The sequence below is a fragment of the Ruegeria alba genome (genome assembly GCF_022321465.1).
GTDB lineage: Bacteria > Pseudomonadota > Alphaproteobacteria > Rhodobacterales > Rhodobacteraceae > Ruegeria_B > Ruegeria_B alba.
The window spans coordinates 82,777-99,607 of sequence record NZ_JAKOEM010000008.1 but is presented as its reverse complement, the minus strand read 5'-3'; the positions used below and the strand labels follow the sequence as shown (position 1 = coordinate 99,607).

The window sequence follows — 16,831 nt, the reverse complement described above, 5'->3', positions numbered from 1 at the left end:
TCAGGTGATCTGCTTCAGGACGGCGGCAACGATCGCTTCGGGGCAATCCTCCTGAACCAGATGCCCGGCATCGGGGATGGGAGAGCAGGCATTCCTTGAGATCAAAGCCGCCAGCTCCATGCCTTTGTCGCAGGGGATCCAGGCGTCGCGCTCTCCCCACAGGACGGTGACAGGGCAATCCATCTGACGGTACAGCCCTTGAACCTCGTCGGTGTATCTCTGATCCATCTGGGCGATCTGGCGATAGAAGGCCGGTTGTCCGACTGGGCCAGTCCAGGGCGTTGCATAGATATCCATCGCCTCTGGCGACAGCGGCCTGTACGCGGCGGTCTGCAAATAGGCGCGCAGCAGCGCCTGATGCATATAATCGGGCATTCCCGCAAATGCGGTCTCGTGCTGCCGCACGTGCTGCACGAAGGGCGACCCCCAGGGGGCAAGTGCAACAGCGTCGAAGATCGTCAGCGACTTGAAGCGCAGACCATCGAGGAAGTAGCCACGCAATGCCGTTGCGCCGCCAAAATCGTGGGCCAGAACATCGGGGCGGTCCAGGTCCCATTCCCGGAACAGGCCGGCCAGGACCCTGGTTTGAACCGCCAGCGATACATCCTGCCCGTCACGCATTTCGGACTGACCATAACCGGCCAGATCAAAATAATAGACCGTCCTATGGTCCGTCAGGTAAGGCACGATCCTGCGCCAGACTTGCGAGGAAAACGGCGTGCCGTGGATGGCAACCAACGGAGGGCCGTTCCCGGTCTTTCCCCACCGAATAGCGGCGCCTTCGATGATCGACATATGGGGAAGATCCAGCATGACCATATCTCACATTTACATTTAGCTAACTGACTATATGATTGGAAGCCATGGACAGGTCAATTCAAATCAAGGCCATGGCCAGCGGGCCGCGACTGAAGGTTTTGCAGCTGCTGGCGGAACCGCAGCGGCATTTTGCGGATCAATGGTCGGCGGATCCGGCAGAGTTCGGGGTGTGCATGACGATGATCGCCAAGGCGCTCGACGTTGCGCAGCCAACGGCCAGCAGGCATCTGGACCTGCTGAAACAGGCAGGTTTCATAACGGTGCGGAGGCACCTGAAATGGTCCTATTGCAAGCGGGAGGAGGCGGCGATCCGGGAGTATCTGGATTGGCTCGCAGCAGAACTCGCACCAAGGCGCTAGAGCGGTGAGGACGTAAGTCGGGGGCTCTGCCCCCGTCGCGCGGGCGCGACTCCCCCGAGGTATTTTCGAACAGAAGAAATGCGAAGCGCGCAATCAGCCCAGAATGCGGGACATGAGGCGACGGTACCAGCCGGAGCTGCGCTGCGTCTCGTCGGTGCTGGGCCGTTGCTGGGCGGCGGCGCCGATCGGGTCCACCAACTCCTTGCCGCCCTCGAATTGCAGACGATAGAGATCGGCATAGATGCCGCCGCGCGCCAGCAGGTCTTCGTGACTGCCCTCGTCCACAACTTCGCCACGCTCCATCACCACGATCTTGTCGGCGTTGCGAATGGTGGAGAGACGGTGCGCGATAACGAGCGTGGTGCGTCCGCCCGAGAGCTGATCCAGCGCCGCCTGCACCACTTTTTCCGATTGCGCATCGAGCGCCGAGGTCGCCTCGTCCAGCAGCAGGATCGGTGTATCGCGCAGCAGGGCGCGGGCGATCACCACCCGTTGCCGTTGCCCGCCCGACAAGGCAGAGCCGCGTGGCCCCACCAGCGTGTCGAGCCCGTGTTCCAGCTTGGGCAGGAAGTCCGAGACATGGGCGGCATCCAGCACCTCTTGCAGCCGCGCCTCGCTGACATCGGTGCGTCCCAGCAGGATGTTCTCGCGCAGGGTTTCGTCGAACAAGAGCGCCTCTTGCGTGACAACCGAAAAGAGGCCGCGCAGTTTTTCCAGCGACATGTCGCCAACCGCCACATCGCCCACGGTGACCCTGCCGGATTGCGGATCGACCAGCCGGGTGAGCAGGTTGAAGATGGTCGATTTGCCTGCCCCCGAGGCGCCCACCAATGCGGTGGTCTTGCCCGCTTCGGCGCTGAGTGACAGGTTGCGCAGCACCTGCGCATCACCATAGGAGAGCGACACATCCTGAAGCTGGATCGCGGGCAATCCCGAGGGTGCGGCCACCGGTTTCGGCGGCGACAACAGCAGGATCGGCGTGTCGAGCAGGTCCTTGATCCGCTCCAACGCGGCTGCCGCCGCCTGCCAGGTGCCCGAGATCGAGGCCAGCCGCCGCATCGGGTCAAAGCTGAGCCCGATGGCGGTGAAGAAGCTCATGAACTGGCCGACGCTCTTTTCGCCGGCGATGATCTCGGCCCCGCCGTAAAGCAGCACGCCCATGAAGCCGAGACCGGCCATTACATCCACCAACCCGGTGATCGAGGCGGTGCCGAAAGACGCGCGCACCTCGGAGCGGACATAGGTCTTCATGTGGCCATCGAACCGGTCGAGCTGATAGCGCTCCAGCGCGTTCAGCTTGATCGGTACGATGCCGTGGAAAATCTCGTCCAGCCGGGTAGCCAGCGTCGCGCCCTGATCACGGGCCAGCGCAGCTTTCTTGCGCACATAACGCTGTGCCATGGCGATGGGCAGGAAGGCCAGCGGGACGCCCACCAGCATCACCAGCGTCCAGATCAGATCGACATTGACCGCCACCCCGATCAGAACCACCAGCGAGACCAGATCCTTGCCTGCGCCGGTGATGATCACCTGCCAGACCTGGTTGACCGAACCCACATCCACCTGCACCCGCTGGATCAGGAAACCGGGCGGATGGGTCTGGTGAAAAGCGGTATCCTGTTTGATCAGCCGTTTGAGCAGGTCGAACCGCAGATGTGCGGCAGTTTCCTGGGAAATACGCGCCAGCAGCACCTTCTGCCCGACGCTGGCCATGCCTCGTACCGAAAAGATCACCAGAAAGGCGAGGCTGACCCAGACCAGCGCATCTGCATTTCCGTTGACGAAAATCTCGTCGAACATCGGCTGCATCATGTAGCTGATGGCGCCGACCATCGAGCCTTCGAGCAGCATGAACAGAAAGGCGAGGCCCAGAAGGCCCATCCGGCTTTTCAGATAGTTCTGCCAGAGCCAGCCCACCAGCTCGCGCGACGACATCGGTTTTGCGCTCATGGTTGGGCCTTTGGTCGGGGGAGGGGGGACAGATCGCGTGTCATGGTCGGCCCATTTAAGCAGGAGACCGCCGTGGCGCAAGCATTGCGCCGCTTGACCCGGCGGCGCATCCGGGCAGGGTGTTGGTCAAAGAGGTTGATCCGGGAAAGGACTAAGGATGGCAGAGACAGGGTTTCAACCGGTTTCGGGATTCGATTTGCCAAGGTTCGCAGGTATCGCCAGTTTCATGCGTTTGCCGATGATCGGTCTGGACGATCCGCGCCTGCCACAGGTCGATATTGGCCTGATCGGCCTGCCCTGGGATGCCGGAACCACCAACCGCCCCGGCCCGCGCCACGGACCACGGCAGGTGCGTGACATGTCCACCATGATCCGCGCGCAACACGGGGTCAGCGGTGTGCGTCCGTTCGAAACGGTCAACTGTGCTGATCTGGGCGACGTGCCGCCCAACCCGGCTGACCTGTCGGATGCTATGGACCGGATTACCAAGGCGGTGACGCGCGTGCACAAGGCGGGTATCCTGCCTGTCTGTGTCGGTGGCGACCACCTGTGCACCCTGCCGGTCTTGCGGGCACTGGCGGCTGACGCGCCTCTGGGGCTGATCCATTTCGACAGCCACACTGACCTCTTTCATTCCTATTTCGGCGGCTCGATGTACACCCATGGAACACCGTTCCGCCGCGCTGTCGAAGAGGGGCTGCTGGACCCGGCCCGGATGATCCAGATCGGCATTCGCGGCACCGCCTACGATTCGGAGGATCGCGCGTTTGCCGCCGAGCAAGGCATACGAATCGTCACCATCGAGGAGCTTTTCGATCGCGGTCTCAAGGATGTGATGGCCGAGGCGCGGCAGATCGCCGGCACCGGTCCGACCTATGTCAGTTATGATATCGATTTCGTCGACCCGGCCTATGCCCCTGGGACCGGCACGCCAGAGGTTGGCGGGCCAAACGCCTTTCAGGCCTTGCAGGTTGTTCGGGAACTCGCGGGTGTGAACATCGCGGGTGCCGATCTGGTCGAGGTGTCGCCGCCCTTTGATGGCAGCGGCGGAACCGCCTTCCTGGCGGCGTCGATCCTGTTCGAGATGCTCTGCATAATCGCCCCGGCGCTGGCCGCATCGCGCCGGGTGGATTGACGCCAAGCAACCGCTGGCTAGGGTGTGCCCAACGCAGACAAGAGGCATGGACATGACCGGCAATATCTCTCTTGCGCAGGGGCGCGAGTATCTGGCGATACCGGGGCCCTCGGTGATGCCCGATGCTGTGCTGCGCGCCATGCATCGCGCCGCGCCCAATATCTATGCCGGCGAGCTGGTCGAGATGATGCCGGGGCTGATGGCCGATCTGCGCCGGGTGGTGCGAACCGAACACCACACGGCCATATACATCTGCAACGGCCACGGCGCCTGGGAGGCGGCCCTGTCAAACGTGATCGCGCCGGGCGAGGTGGTGCTGGTTCCTGCTTCGGGACGGTTCTCTCATGGCTGGGCCGAGATGGCCGAGGGGCTGGGCGCCGAATGCCAGATCATCGACTTTGGCAAATCCGCGCCTTGGGATCTGGGCCGGATCGCCGAGGCGCTGAAGGCCGATACCGCGCACCGGATCAAGGCGGTGCTGGCGGTGCACGTGGATACCTCGAGTTCGATCCGCAATGACATCGCCGGGCTGCGGGCGGTTCTGGACGAGGTGGGGCATCCGGCGCTTCTGATGGCCGATTGCATCGCGTCGCTGGGTTGCGACGTGTTCGAAATGGATGGCTGGGGCGTTGATGTGACCGTGACCGCCAGCCAGAAGGGTCTGATGGTGCCGCCGGGGCTTGGTTTTGTTTTCTTTAGCGAAAGGGCGGCCGAGAAACGGGCATCCATGCCGCGTGTATCGCGCTACTGGGACTGGGTGCCGCGCGCCAACCCAGCCGAATTCTACCAGCATTTCGGTGGTACTGCGCCGACCCATCACCTGTATGGGTTGCGCACGGCGCTCGACATGATCCACGCCGAGGGGATCGAACAGGTCTGGGCCCGTCATGCGGTGCTGGCGCGGGCGGTCTGGGCTGCCTGCACGGTTTGGGCTGAGGGCGGCGATCTGGTGATGAATGTTGCCGACCCGGCTTATCGCAGTCATGCGGTGACTGCCTTGAGACTGGACAGCGGCAAGGGCGCGGCGCTGCGGGAATGGACCGAGGCTAATCTGGGCCTGACGCTGGGCATCGGGCTGGGCATGGCCGCGCCGGGTGAACCGGGTTATGGCAAGTTCTTTCGCCTTGGCCATATGGGGCATTTGAACGGGCAGATGGTCATGGGACTTCTGGGCGGGATCGAGGCCGGATTGCAGGCGTTGGACGTTCCGCGCGGCGCCGGAGCGCTGGAGGCGGCGGCTCAGGTCCTTGCCGGGGGCTAAGCGCGGTTCAGCGCATCCGTACGGCCAGCCGTGTGATGCCATGGTGAACGAGCGCCGCCAGCAGCAATGCGGCGCCAAAGCCCCAGAGCGCCCAGACCAGTATCAGGATCCAGGTCAGGTTCACCCCGAGCATGACCAGGGCAGGGATTGTGTAGTCGGGCGCACGCCCGATGCCGCGTTCATCCATGATCCGCAGTTTAGGGCAAATTGCCTGAATGTCAGGTAAATCCGTTGCGATCAGCGGCGTGCCGCCGCCAAGGCGGCGGGCAGGGCGGTGGCAAACGCGTCCAGATCGGCCCTTGGTCCGCAACTGACGCGGATGCAGCGATTGTGTGGCTCGGCAAAGGGCATCCGTACAAAGATGCCAGATGCGACCAGGTTATCCAGAACGCATTTTGCAAAGATGCCATCTTTGCCGCAGTCGATGGTCACGAAATTGGTGGCCGACGGCAGCGGTATCAGTCCGTTTTCGCGCGCGATTTCACCAAGGCGCGTGCGGGCTGTCGCGATCTCTGTCTGTACATGCGCAAGCCATTCACCATCGACCAGCGCCGCCAGCGCCCCGGCCTGGGCCGCGCGGTTCATGCCGAAATGGTTGCGCACCTTGTTGAAGGCCGCGATCAGCTCTGGCGCCCCCAGCGCATAGCCCACCCGCGCGCCCGCCATGCCATAGGCCTTGGAGAAGGTGCGCATGCGGATCAGGCGCGGATCGTCGGCATCGACCTGAACGGCGGTGCCGTCGGGGGCGCATTCCACATAGGCCTCGTCCAGCACCAACAGCGTATCCTCGGGCAGCGCCTGCATCGCGGCCACGATATCGGCGCCCTTCAGCCAACTGCCCATCGGATTGTCGGGATTGGCGAGATAGACCAGCTTGGCCCCCACCTCGGCTGCCTTGGCAAAAAGCGCCTGCGGATCCTCGTGATCGCCGGCATAGGGCACCTTGTGCAGTACTCCGCCAAAGCCCGCCACGTGATAGTTGAAGGTGGGATAGGCGCCCTCGGACGTGACCACCGGATCGCCCGGACCCACCATCAGGCGCACCAGGTAGCCCAAAAGGCCGTCGATCCCTTCGCCCACCACGATATTGTCGGGCTGAACCCCGTGATGCGCCGCAAGCGCCGCGCGCAGGTCGTGGTTTTCCGGGTCGCCATACATCCAGATCTCAGACGCTGCCCGCTGCATCGCCTCGATGGCGCGGGGCGAGGGGCCAAAGATATTCTCGTTCGCGCCCAGCCGGGCGGCAAAGGGCGCGCCGCGCTGACGCTCCTGCGTTTCGGGGCCGACAAAGGGCACCGTGGCGGGCAGCGATTGGGCAAGCGGGGTATAGCGTGGTCCGGTCATGCGCGCCACATAAGCGCAAGCCGTGGCGCCGGGCAAGACTTGCCTTTGCTGGTCCCGCCTCGCATGGTGCGCCCAAGTGCAAAGAGGTGCCCATGCGTTACGTTCTGATCCTGTTGCTCGCTGGCCTTGGCTATCTGTTGTTCTGGCCCATTCCGGTGGCGCCCGTGGCCTATCACCCGCCGGAAAACCCCGGATTTACCGGTGATTTCGCCGAGAACCGGGTTCTGGACAAGGCCGAATTCGTGACCCTCCCCGACGGTCAAATCGGCCCCGAGGATCTGGCAGTGATGCCGGACGGCACGGTCTATACGACGTCGCTTGCGGGCAATCTCTATCGCATCGACGGCGCGGTGCCGGAGCTGGTCGACCGCCTGGGCGGGCGGCCGCTGGGCCTCAAGGCGGGACCGGACGGCGCGCTTTACATCGCGGACAGTTTCCGGGGCGTCCTGCGCTGGACAGCACCCGGCAAGGTCGAGACCGTGGTGGACCGGATCGACGGTGCACCGGTGATCTATGCCAACCAGCTGGATCTGGGTCGCGACGGAACCCTCTATTTCTCGAACTCCACCGACCGGTTCGATCCCAGGACCCTGGGCGGCACCAAGCCCACCTCGGTCATGACCGTCTGGGAACAGTCCGATACCGGCTATGTCGCCCGGCGCACGCCCGATGGCAGGGTCGAGAAGATCGCGACCGGTTTCGTCTATACCAACGGCGTCGCCCTTTCGCCCGACGAGGATTTCCTGCTGATCAACGAGACCGGGCGGGCGCGTGTACACCGGCTGTGGCTCAAGGGCGAGAAGGCGGGCCAGACCGAGGTGTTCCTGGAAAACCTGCCGGGCTATCCCGACAATCTCGAGGCGCAGGGCGACGGCACCTATTGGCTGGCCTTTGCCAGCCCGCGCGTGCCTGCCGAGGCGCTGATGCCTTACCCCCTCCTGCGCAAGGTGGTCTGGCGATTGGGGCCCAAGGTACGACCCGCGCCGATCCATCGCGGCATGCTGATCCAGTTCGACGGGCAGGGGCGCATCCTGCGTACGGTGCAGGACCCCGATGGCCGGTTGGGCATCACCACAGGAGGCAAGCAGGTGGGCGAGATGTTCTATGTCATGACGCTGGACAGCCCCGGTTATGCGCGCATGAAGGCCGCCGACCTGCCCTGATCTGCCCCCACGTCCCGCTGGCGCTTGGACACAAGAGCGGGCAGTCTGGCTCCAAACAGGAATGGAGGCCCCGATGGCGCGCGTATCTGTCGAATACAAGGACCATATCGCATTTGTCACCCTGACCCGCGGCGACAAGATGAATGCGCTGGATCAGGCGATGTTTCAGGCGATCATCGCGGCAGGGCAAGAGGTTGCGGCCTCGGACGCACGGGCGGTGGTGCTGTCGGGCGAAGGTAAAAGCTTCTGCGCGGGGCTTGATGTGGCGAATTTCGCGGCCTTTGCCGGACAAGACCCGGTCGAGATGCTGATGCCGCGCAGCCACGGCGACACCAATGCGTTCCAGGAGGTCGCGATGGTCTGGCGCCGGGTGCCGGTGCCGGTGATCGCGGCGCTGCATGGGGCGGTCTATGGCGGCGGGTTACAGATCGCGCTGGGGGCGGACATCCGCATTGCCGCACCGGATACGAAACTGTCCGTGCTGGAAATGAAATGGGGCCTGATCCCGGATATGGGCGGCATGGTTCTGTTGCCGCAACTGGTGCGCTCGGATGTGCTGCGTCTGCTCACCTATACCGCGCGGCCCATCGGGGCCGCCAAAGCGGCCGAGTGGGGGCTGGTGACAGAACTGGCCGATGATCCGCTGTCCGAGGCCACCGCGCTGGCGCAAGAGATCGCGGGCAAGAGCCCGTCAGCGATACGGTCCGCCAAGCGTCTGATCGAGCTTGCTGAATCGGAACAGCGAACCGATGTCTTGCTTGCGGAATCGCACGAACAGGCGCAGCTGATCGGCAAGCCGGATCAGATGGAAGTGATCGCGGCTCAGATGCAAGGGCGCGCACCAGTCTTCAAGTAGCGGGTTCAGACTTTCGCGAAAGTCTGAAGACAAATCCTCGTCGAGGATTTGTGCCAATTCCTTTCAGGAATTGACCTGCGCATCGGCGTGCTTTCCATTTCTGCCTGCTGCACTCCCAAGCGGGGTCTCACCATGTGCGGTGAGACGAGGGCATCCGCCAATCTTCCCTCTCAACTTTCGACAATCTCTGCCAGAAAGGCCGAGAATTCCGAAAGGAACAAATCCAGTGCGGGTGAGCCATCAATGAGGGCATGGTTGTTTCCCGGCAGGGTAACAAAGCGCGCGCCGGGGATCAGCGCCGCCATCCTGCGCCCCTCGGCCACAGGCACGCGCCGGTCGCCTTCGGAGTGCAGAACCAGTGTTGGAGCCTGGATTCGGGATGCATAGTCTGAAACCTCGACCGAGGCATTCATGGTATTGATCCGGGCCGCCACATCCGGCGAGCATGAGACCCGCTGCAACTCGTCAAAACTGGATTTCTGCGCCTCGGTGGAATCCGGCATCATGCTTTCGGTGAACAGGTGCCGATAGGCCGGGTTGGGTGATCCCCAGCCTTCGCGGATGAGAACGTTTGTCGCCTCGGACAGGGCCGACTGTTCGGGTGAATTGCGCATGAGCGCGCCTCGGAGATAGCCCGCGACCAGCACCAGGCCAGAAATTTTTTCCGGATTTTCAGCGGCATAGCGCACAGAGAATGCGCAGCCCTGCGAGATACCGAAGAGCACGAACCGGTTCAGGCCAGCCGCCTCGACGATGCTGCCGATGTCCGAGATCATCGCGTCCTCGGAAATCTCGGCCGGGTCTCGATCGGAAAGCCCGTTGCCGCGTTGGTCGAAGCGGACAAGATCGCATCTGTGCGACATCTGCTCCAGGAACGGCCCCCAGACGGGGCTGCGCCATTCATAGTCGAGATGGTTGAGCCAGTTGGGTGCCTTCAGGACACTCGGCCCTTTGCCGATCCGCGCCCATGCCAGTTGTGTGCCGTCCCCCGCAATGCAGAACGACACGTGCTGGGCCTGTGAACGGGCGGTATCGGGGCTGTTGTCCCGGCTACGGTCCGGCACCCATTGCCAGACACGGATCGGGCGTGTGATGTTCTTGACCTTTTGCAGGCCCAGATCGGTGAAAGGCTCCGTTACCCGATCCTGCGTAATCTGGTGGACGATGTCCGAGATACAGATTCCGCCAGGCTCCGAAATCGCCTCCAGCCGGGCCGCAACATTCACCCCGTCACCGAAGATGTCCCCGTCTTCCAGAAGGATATCGCCGATATTGATTCCGATGCGGTACTGGATGCGCTCCTTGCGCGGGGTGTCGGCCTCACGCTGCTGCATGGCCTGCTGGATTTCCAGCGCACAGCGCACGGCGGCCTGCGCGGTGTCAAAGCGCGTCAGCATGCCATCGCCGGTCGTCTTGACGATCTGGCCACCCGCCTGCGCGATGGCGGGGTCGATCAACTCGCGGCGATAGAGTTTCTGACGCCCCAGAACATCGCTTTCGTTGCGCTCCATCAGACGCGTGTAGCCTGCCATATCGGCGGCCAAAATGGCGCAAAGCCGGCGTTCCATGACCGGGTCCCCCGTCGCAATTCCTTCACCCGTCTCTGCGAGGATACATGGAAACGGTGACTTTGCGCGCTGTTATTTGAAAAAGGCGCTGCGGGTCAGCTTTAGAGGGCGTCAGGGGCTACCCCCATCGGATGCGATGCCGATGGGGGGCGGTGTCATGAGTATTTTCAGCAAAGTGAAGGGGTTAGCCAAGCTCGGCCAAACGGGCCAGCGCCTCGTCGATGCGGGCCTCTTCCTCTTCGCGGGCGGCGAGGTTCTCGCGGGCCTCTTCAACCACTTCGTCTGGCGCGGACTCCACGAATTTGGGATTGTTCAGACGCCCGCGCAGGCCGCCCAACTCCTTGGCGAGCTTGCCCTTGGCCTTTTCCAGACGCTCCTTCTCAGCGCTGATGTCGATGATCTCGGCCAGCGGCAGGCCAAAGGCCGCGCCAGGGGCCGCGATCGAGATGCAGCCCTTGGGCATCACATCCGCCTTGGTCAGGCTGTCGATGCGGGCCAGACGTTTGATCAGCGCTTCGTTCCGGTCCCAGGCGGCCTGACCGTGATCGTCGATTTCCGTCACGATCATGGGCACATAGAGGCCGGCAGGCACGCGCATCTGGGCGCGGGCGGAACGCGTGTTCTCGATCACCGAGATCACCCAGTTCATCTCGCGGTCAGCGGCGTCATCGACCAGATCCGCGGCCTTGTAGGTGGGCCAGTCGGCATGCACCAGCATCTTTGCCCGTTCGGCGGTCAGCCCCCAAAGCTCCTCGGTGATGAAGGGCATGATCGGGTGCAGCAGCACCAGGCACTGGTCCATCACCCAGCGCATGGTGGCGCGGGTCTCGGCCTGGGCCTCGGTATCTTCGCCCTGCAACAGGGGTTTGGAGAGTTCGACGTACCAGTCACAGACCTTGCCCCAGACAAAGGCATAAAGCGCGTTGGCCGCGTCGTTGAAGCGGTAGCTGTCCAGCGCCGCGTCCACCTCTTCGCGCACGCGGGCGGTTTCGCCGATGATCCAGCGGTTGACGGCGGCCCTGGGCGCCAGCTCGGCGGCGCTCAGCTGCGGCACGGCGTCGGTAAAGACCTCGTTCATCTCGGCAAAGCGGATGGCGTTCCACAGCTTGGTGGTGAAGTTGCGATAGCCTGTGATCCGCTCTTTCGACAGTTTCAGGACCCCGCCAATCGCCGCCATGGATGCGTTGGTGAACCGCAGCGCGTCGGCGCCGAATTCGTCGACGATCTCCAGCGGGTCGATGACGTTGCCGGTGGTCTTGGACATCTTCTTGCCCTTCTCGTCGCGGACGAGCTGGTGCAGATAGACGGTGTGGAACGGCACCTCGTTCACGACCGCAAGCTGCATCATCATCATCCGGGCGACCCAGAAGAACAGGATGTCGAAGCCGGTGATCAGGACCGAGGTCGGGAAGTACCGGCGCATCTCGTCGGTGTCCTCGGGCCAGCCCAGCGTGCCGATGGGCCAGAGGCCGGAGGAGAACCAGGTGTCGAGCACGTCGGGGTCGCGCCAGACCGGATAGACCAATTTGGTCGGGTCCTGCGACATCTCGTATTCGGCCAGTCCAGCCGCCAGCGCATGCACGGCAGCGGCACGGTCTTCGACCTCGATCACGCGGGCATGGTTAAGCGGCGTGGGCAGCGGCGCCTCGGCATCGGCCACCTGCCGGATGACTGCCTCGAAATCGGGCGCGCAGAAATGATGCTCGTCGCCCAGCAGCAGTTTCTGTTCCGACAGCAGGCGGCCCATCTCGACCAGGTCGAGCGCTCCATCATTCTCATCATCGGCGAAGCTTTCGCGGGACAGGTCGAAGCCATACCAGACCGGAATCTGATGCCCCCACCACAGCTGGCGCGAGATGCACCAGGGTTCGATGTTTTCCAGCCAGTGGTAATAGGTTTTCTCGCCCGATTCAGGGATGATCTTGACCGTGCCGTCGCGCACCGCGTCCAGCGCCGGGCCCACGACCTTTTCGGCGTCGACGAACCACTGGTCGGTCAGCATCGGCTCGATCACCACCTTGGAGCGGTCGCCAAAGGGCTGCATGATGGGCTTGGCCTCGACCAGCGGCACGATGGCATCCGCCCCCTCGGCGCCGGGTTTCAGCGCGGCGGTGCCCAGGCGCGGGTCCGAGGCCACGGTCATCACGGCGAGACCCTCGGTGGTGATCTCTTCGACCACTTTCGCCCGCGCTTCGAACCGGTCGAGGCCGCGCAGGTGGTCGGGAACCAGGTTGATCACGTCGATCTCGTTCTCGGTGAAGTCCTTGCCGCGCGCATAGTCCTGCGCCTTGCCTGCCTCTTCGGCATAGGGCGCACCATCGGCCCGCATCTGGCCGCGCGTGTCCATCAGGCGGTAAAGCGGGATGCCGCCGCGCTTGGCCACCGCATAGTCGTTGAAATCATGCGCGCCGGTGATCTTGACCGCGCCCGAGCCGAAATCCTTGTCCGGGTACTCATCGGTGATGATCGGGATCTGGCGGCGATGCTCTTTGGGGCCCACGGGGATTTCGCAGAGTTTGCCCACGATGGGGGCATAGCGCTCGTCCGATGGGTGCACGGCCACGGCGCCATCGCCCAGCATGGTCTCGGGCCGGGTGGTGGCGATGGAGATATAGTCGCGCTCTTCCTCGAGCACGATGTTGCCGTCTTCGTCCTTCTCGACATAGGTATAGGTGGCGCCGTCCGCGAGCGGGTATTTGAAGTGCCACATATGACCCGCGACCTCGATATTCTCGACCTCGAGGTCCGAGATCGCGGTCTCGAAATGCGGGTCCCAGTTGACCAGCCGCTTGCCGCGATAGATCAGGCCCTTGTTGTACATGTCGACAAAGACCTTGATCACCGCATCATGAAAATTCGGCGAATTTTCATGGCCGGTGCGCGGGTCGCCGGCCGCGCCCGCCATGGTGAAGGCATTGCGCGACCAGTCGCAGGAGGCGCCGAGGCGTTTGAGCTGATCGACAATGGTGCCGCCGTACTGGCCCTTCCACTCCCAGACCTTCTTGAGGAATACCTCGCGGCCCAGTTCGCGGCGCGAGGGCTGCCCCGTCGCGGCCAGCATCTTTTCCACCTGCATCTGGGTGGCGATGCCCGCATGGTCCTGACCGGGCTGCCAGAGCGTGTCGAAGCCGCGCATCCGGTGCCAGCGGATCAGGATGTCCTGGAGCGTGTTGTTGAAGGCATGGCCCACATGCAGCGCGCCCGTCACGTTGGGCGGCGGGATCATGATGGTGAAGCTTTCGTCACGCGAACGGTTGGCGCCCGCCTTGAAGGCGCCGGCCTCTTCCCAGGCCTTGGTGATGCGGGCCTCGGCCTCGGCCGCGTCGAATGTCTTTTCCATCGCCATCGTGGGGATCCCTTCGGTCAATCGAGGGATCAATTACCCAAAGGCGAGGCGAAGGAAAAGGCGGCAGGCGGCGATTTCTTGTTGCTTAGGGCCGGATCGCGGGTGGAGGGGGCGGAAATGAGTATTTTTGACCAGAAAGAAGCGGCAAGCCTTTGTTAACCAGAATCGCCGCAGGCTGGCGGGGCGGTACAGGCTGGAGAGCCGATAACCGCACCAGGAAGAAGCCGCCCCTTTCCCGCGGCAGGATTATCCCCTTGCGGACGGACGGCCGCCGGATCGGGGCGCTTCGTTTGCCGCTTCTTTCTGGTCACAAATACTCAAATGGCGCCCCCGTGGGGCTGGGCGCGCCGTAAGGGGGTTATCCGGCTGTCTGGTAGAGCGGCACCGCGCTGCTGGCGCCCTGGGCCAGGGCCTTGGCCTGGTCGGCGCGGATGCGCTCGTAGAGCGCCAGCGCCTCGGGGGCGAAGAGGCGCGCGGGCGCGTCGACGGGGATGAAATTGCCCGAACTGTCTGTGCCGCGCGCGGGCATGGCATAGTCGCGTTCGGCCACCAATTGGCGCGCATTGGGGTTGAGATAGCGGATCGCCATGCCGATGCGGCGGTCGTCCGAGCGGTTGGGGCCGGAGCCGTGGATGGTCAGCCCGTGGTGCAGCGACATCTGGCCCGGCGCGAGTTCGATATGGGTCTTGTCGGCCTCGGCCACGTCGACAGTGATCTCCTGTCCTCGCGACAAAAGGTTGTTTTCGGAATAGGTGTCGGTATGCGGCAGGATCGGGTTCTTGTGGCTGCCTGCCACGAAGTCCATGCAGCCGCTTTCCACCGTCGCGGGCGACAGCGCCAGCCAGGCGGTCACCTGGTCGGGGGTTTCGCCCATGCCCCAATAGGTCAGGTCCTGGTGCATGCCGACCACATGGGTGGTGCGGGGTTCCTTGATGAAGAACTCGGCCGACCAGACCAGGAGGTCGGGGCCAAGCACGCCCTGGACCAGGTCGAGGATGCGCGGGTCGCGGGCGATGCGGGCGGCGAGCGGCATCACAACATGGGCATTCACGCGCTTGTACATGTTGAGCGGTAGCGGCAGGTCGGCGGAGAGCCAGTCGCGCTCGATCTGTTCCAGTTCGGCGCGCAGGGCGGCGGCCTCATCCTCGGGCATCACCTGCAACGGGTGCAGGAAGCCGTTCTGCCAGTATTGCGCGGTCTGCTCGGCAGAGAGTCGGCCGTTCGCGGTGGGAATGGGGTTGGGCATCGGGGTTTCCTTTGGTCGCGTTTCCGGCAGGGTAGCGGTGGTGCGGTGCGGTTCAGAACGGTAAGTCTTGCCGGTCAGGGTAAGTTCAGCTTAGCCTTGTGGTCATGGTATCGCGGATCCCCTCGCTCAACTGGTTGCGTGTCTTCGAGGCGGCGGCGCGGACGCAGAGCTTTGCCCGGGCGGGGGCGCAGCTGAACATGTCGGCGGCCGCCGTCAGCCAGCAGATCAAGGCATTGGAGGGGCATCTGGGCGTGGCGCTGTTCGAGCGGCGGGCGCATTCGGTGGTTCTGACCGAGAGGGGGCGGGCCTATCTGCCCGGTGTGCAGCAGTCGCTGTTGATGCTCGAGACCACGACGGCGGGCCTGTTCGGGGGCGGCGGTGAGCAGATCGTTTATGTCCGCTCGATCCTGCTCTTTGCCCAGGGCGTGCTGGCCCCGGCGCTGGGCGGGTTCATGGCGGCATATCCCGGTGTCGATCTGCGCTTGAGCACCGGCAATGACGTGGCCGATTTCCAGGGTTCGGTGGCGGATATGCAGATCGTGTTCGGCAATCCGGCACTGTTTGGCGGGCAGGCGGACGATCTGATGGGCGAGCGGCTGTATCCCGTGGCGCATCTCGATCTGGCGGCTGGGATTACCCGCCCGGAGGACCTGTTGCGGCATCGGCTGATCGACGTTTCAGCGCATCGGGCGGGCTGGTTGCGCCTCTTCGAGGCGCTGCGCCTGTCACCGGCGGCGGGGCAGTTCCTGTTTGTCGACAACACGGTGATGGCGGCGGCGCTGGCGGCCGAAGGGGTCGGGCTGGCGCTGGCGCGGGCACCTGCCAGCGACACGCTCATGGCGCGGCATGGGCTGGTGCGCTGCCTGCCCGGGATCGAGACGCCGGGGCTGGAACGCTATCATCTGGTCTGCGAGGATCGCGCGCGGTTGCGCAGGCCTGCGCGGCAGTTCCGCTCTTGGCTCCTGGATCATCTGGGAGGAGGACCTGATCAGGCGCCCAGCCGCTCGCGGAAATAGGTTTCGACCCGCGCATAGGCCGGTTGGTGAAAATGCAGCGTCAAAAGGGAATGTTGGGTGCCCGGGTACTCGACCGTGTCCAACCCGTCGCCAAACGCAGTTTCTAGGTTCCGCATCAGCCTTGCGGGGGCCATCTTGTCGTCGCGGTAACGCATGCCCAGGGCGGGCCCCTTGGCGGACATGCCCGCGCGGGCACCGGAAATGTCGGCCTCGCTCATAGGCAGCGCGTCGCCCCCGAAAACGGGCAGGGCCGGCTGGCTGGCCACGGCACCCAGAACGGCGTCATCGGCCATCAGGGCCAGGGCGAAACTGCCGGTCAGGCACATGCCGATCACGCCGATGCCCGGCACGCCCTGCCGGTCGCGGATATGGCGGGCAAGGGCGCGCATCCACGTGGCAACCGGGCTTTGTCGGCCCCTGAGAAACATGTTGAACTCGCGACGGACACAGAACAGGCGGGCGGCGTTGGTTACAAGCGTGGTCTTGCCGAAGGTTCCGAAGAAATGTGGCAGGTAGACGGTGAACCCCGCCGCGATCAGGCGGTCGGCCAGCGCCAATGTCTCGGGGCCGATACCGGGCAGTTCCTGCAACAGCAGGATGGGCGGACCGGAGCCTTTGACATGCACGCTGTGTCGGGCCTCGCGCCCGCTGTCCAACGGGGCGGCGAAGGTGAAACACTCATCCGGGTTCCAGCTGCACATGCACGCTTATAGGCCTTTTGCGTGCACAAATCCACGCGCTTGAGCGTGGTACCACTGCTGTATGGCT

At 63.9% G+C, this 16,831-nt stretch carries 14 protein-coding genes; 6 read left to right on the top strand and 8 right to left on the bottom strand.

Annotation, left to right across the window (positions count from 1 at the left end; all coding sequences use genetic code 11):
- Window positions 1-795: an alpha/beta fold hydrolase gene (locus tag MB818_RS11185; RefSeq protein ID WP_238905115.1), complete on the bottom strand. Its 795-nt coding sequence runs from the start codon at window positions 793-795 to the stop codon at window positions 1-3.
- 68 nt (window positions 796-863) lie between these two features.
- On the opposite strand from MB818_RS11185, the gene MB818_RS11180 reads away from it, so the two are divergent.
- Window positions 864-1,178: an ArsR/SmtB family transcription factor gene (locus tag MB818_RS11180; protein WP_238905156.1), complete on the top strand. Its 315-nt coding sequence runs from the start codon at window positions 864-866 to the stop codon at window positions 1,176-1,178.
- Window positions 1,179-1,271: 93 nt separating this feature from the next.
- Here the strand turns inward: MB818_RS11180 and MB818_RS11175 are convergent, their stop codons facing one another.
- Window positions 1,272-3,128 (bottom strand): ABC transporter ATP-binding protein, encoded by a 1,857-nt coding sequence (locus MB818_RS11175; RefSeq protein ID WP_234139655.1) that lies wholly within the window; start codon window positions 3,126-3,128, stop codon window positions 1,272-1,274.
- Window positions 3,129-3,285: 157 nt separating this feature from the next.
- On the opposite strand from MB818_RS11175, the gene speB reads away from it, so the two are divergent.
- Both speB and MB818_RS11165 read left to right on the top strand, forming a co-directional pair.
- Entirely contained in the window at window positions 3,286-4,263 is a 978-nt protein-coding gene (gene speB, locus MB818_RS11170; protein ID WP_234216843.1) for an agmatinase, read from the top strand.
- Between the two features lie 52 nt (window positions 4,264-4,315).
- Complete coding sequence (locus tag MB818_RS11165; RefSeq protein WP_238905113.1) at window positions 4,316-5,524, top strand: pyridoxal-phosphate-dependent aminotransferase family protein; 1,209 nt, start codon at window positions 4,316-4,318, stop codon at window positions 5,522-5,524.
- Window positions 5,525-5,531: 7 nt separating this feature from the next.
- Here the strand turns inward: MB818_RS11165 and MB818_RS11160 are convergent, their stop codons facing one another.
- Window positions 5,532-5,711, bottom strand: a complete 180-nt coding sequence (locus MB818_RS11160; protein ID WP_234139658.1) for a hypothetical protein — start codon at window positions 5,709-5,711, stop codon at window positions 5,532-5,534.
- Between the two features lie 50 nt (window positions 5,712-5,761).
- Window positions 5,762-6,868, bottom strand: coding sequence for a pyridoxal phosphate-dependent aminotransferase (locus tag MB818_RS11155; RefSeq protein ID WP_238905111.1), 1,107 nt, complete (start codon window positions 6,866-6,868; stop codon window positions 5,762-5,764).
- Between the two features lie 92 nt (window positions 6,869-6,960).
- Between MB818_RS11155 and MB818_RS11150 the strand changes: the two genes are divergently transcribed.
- Together MB818_RS11150 and MB818_RS11145 are read left to right on the top strand one after the other, a co-directional pair.
- Window positions 6,961-8,031 (top strand): SMP-30/gluconolactonase/LRE family protein, encoded by a 1,071-nt coding sequence (locus MB818_RS11150; RefSeq protein ID WP_238905109.1) that lies wholly within the window; start codon window positions 6,961-6,963, stop codon window positions 8,029-8,031.
- Between the two features lie 73 nt (window positions 8,032-8,104).
- Window positions 8,105-8,887, top strand: a complete 783-nt coding sequence (locus tag MB818_RS11145; protein WP_234216840.1) for a crotonase/enoyl-CoA hydratase family protein — start codon at window positions 8,105-8,107, stop codon at window positions 8,885-8,887.
- A 170-nt stretch (window positions 8,888-9,057) separates the two neighbouring features.
- Here the strand turns inward: MB818_RS11145 and MB818_RS11140 are convergent, their stop codons facing one another.
- From MB818_RS11140 to MB818_RS11130, 3 genes are all read right to left on the bottom strand, one after another.
- On the bottom strand, window positions 9,058-10,455 hold the full coding sequence (locus MB818_RS11140; protein WP_234139662.1) for an alpha/beta fold hydrolase: 1,398 nt from the start codon (window positions 10,453-10,455) through the stop codon (window positions 9,058-9,060).
- 184 nt (window positions 10,456-10,639) lie between these two features.
- Window positions 10,640-13,801: a valine--tRNA ligase gene (locus tag MB818_RS11135; protein WP_238905154.1), complete on the bottom strand. Its 3,162-nt coding sequence runs from the start codon at window positions 13,799-13,801 to the stop codon at window positions 10,640-10,642.
- Window positions 13,802-14,159: 358 nt separating this feature from the next.
- On the bottom strand, window positions 14,160-15,047 hold the full coding sequence (locus MB818_RS11130; protein ID WP_234216839.1) for a phytanoyl-CoA dioxygenase family protein: 888 nt from the start codon (window positions 15,045-15,047) through the stop codon (window positions 14,160-14,162).
- Window positions 15,048-15,151: 104 nt separating this feature from the next.
- On the opposite strand from MB818_RS11130, the gene MB818_RS11125 reads away from it, so the two are divergent.
- Complete coding sequence (locus tag MB818_RS11125) at window positions 15,152-16,063, top strand: LysR substrate-binding domain-containing protein (protein ID WP_234144721.1); 912 nt, start codon at window positions 15,152-15,154, stop codon at window positions 16,061-16,063.
- Here the strand turns inward: MB818_RS11125 and MB818_RS11120 are convergent.
- Window positions 16,036-16,764 carry a dienelactone hydrolase family protein gene (locus MB818_RS11120; RefSeq protein WP_234139665.1) on the bottom strand — a complete coding sequence of 243 codons (729 nt, stop codon included), beginning with the start codon at window positions 16,762-16,764 and terminating at the stop codon, window positions 16,036-16,038. The two genes, MB818_RS11125 and MB818_RS11120, sit on opposite strands and share 28 nt — an antisense overlap.
- Between the last annotated feature and the right edge of the window lie 67 nt (window positions 16,765-16,831).

Coding starts and splice junctions, on each gene's coding strand:
- MB818_RS11185 (WP_238905115.1), bottom strand. CDS start 795: ATGTCGATCATCGAAGGCGCCGCTATTCGGTGGGGAAAGACCGGGAAC.
- MB818_RS11180 (WP_238905156.1), top strand. CDS start 864: ATGGACAGGTCAATTCAAATCAAGGCCATGGCCAGCGGGCCGCGACTG.
- MB818_RS11175 (WP_234139655.1), bottom strand. CDS start 3,128: ATGAGCGCAAAACCGATGTCGTCGCGCGAGCTGGTGGGCTGGCTCTGG.
- speB (WP_234216843.1), top strand. CDS start 3,286: ATGGCAGAGACAGGGTTTCAACCGGTTTCGGGATTCGATTTGCCAAGG.
- MB818_RS11165 (WP_238905113.1), top strand. CDS start 4,316: ATGACCGGCAATATCTCTCTTGCGCAGGGGCGCGAGTATCTGGCGATA.
- MB818_RS11160 (WP_234139658.1), bottom strand. CDS start 5,711: ATGGATGAACGCGGCATCGGGCGTGCGCCCGACTACACAATCCCTGCC.
- MB818_RS11155 (WP_238905111.1), bottom strand. CDS start 6,868: ATGACCGGACCACGCTATACCCCGCTTGCCCAATCGCTGCCCGCCACG.
- MB818_RS11150 (WP_238905109.1), top strand. CDS start 6,961: ATGCGTTACGTTCTGATCCTGTTGCTCGCTGGCCTTGGCTATCTGTTG.
- MB818_RS11145 (WP_234216840.1), top strand. CDS start 8,105: ATGGCGCGCGTATCTGTCGAATACAAGGACCATATCGCATTTGTCACC.
- MB818_RS11140 (WP_234139662.1), bottom strand. CDS start 10,455: ATGGAACGCCGGCTTTGCGCCATTTTGGCCGCCGATATGGCAGGCTAC.
- MB818_RS11135 (WP_238905154.1), bottom strand. CDS start 13,801: ATGGCGATGGAAAAGACATTCGACGCGGCCGAGGCCGAGGCCCGCATC.
- MB818_RS11130 (WP_234216839.1), bottom strand. CDS start 15,047: ATGCCCAACCCCATTCCCACCGCGAACGGCCGACTCTCTGCCGAGCAG.
- MB818_RS11125 (WP_234144721.1), top strand. CDS start 15,152: ATGGTATCGCGGATCCCCTCGCTCAACTGGTTGCGTGTCTTCGAGGCG.
- MB818_RS11120 (WP_234139665.1), bottom strand. CDS start 16,764: ATGTGCAGCTGGAACCCGGATGAGTGTTTCACCTTCGCCGCCCCGTTG.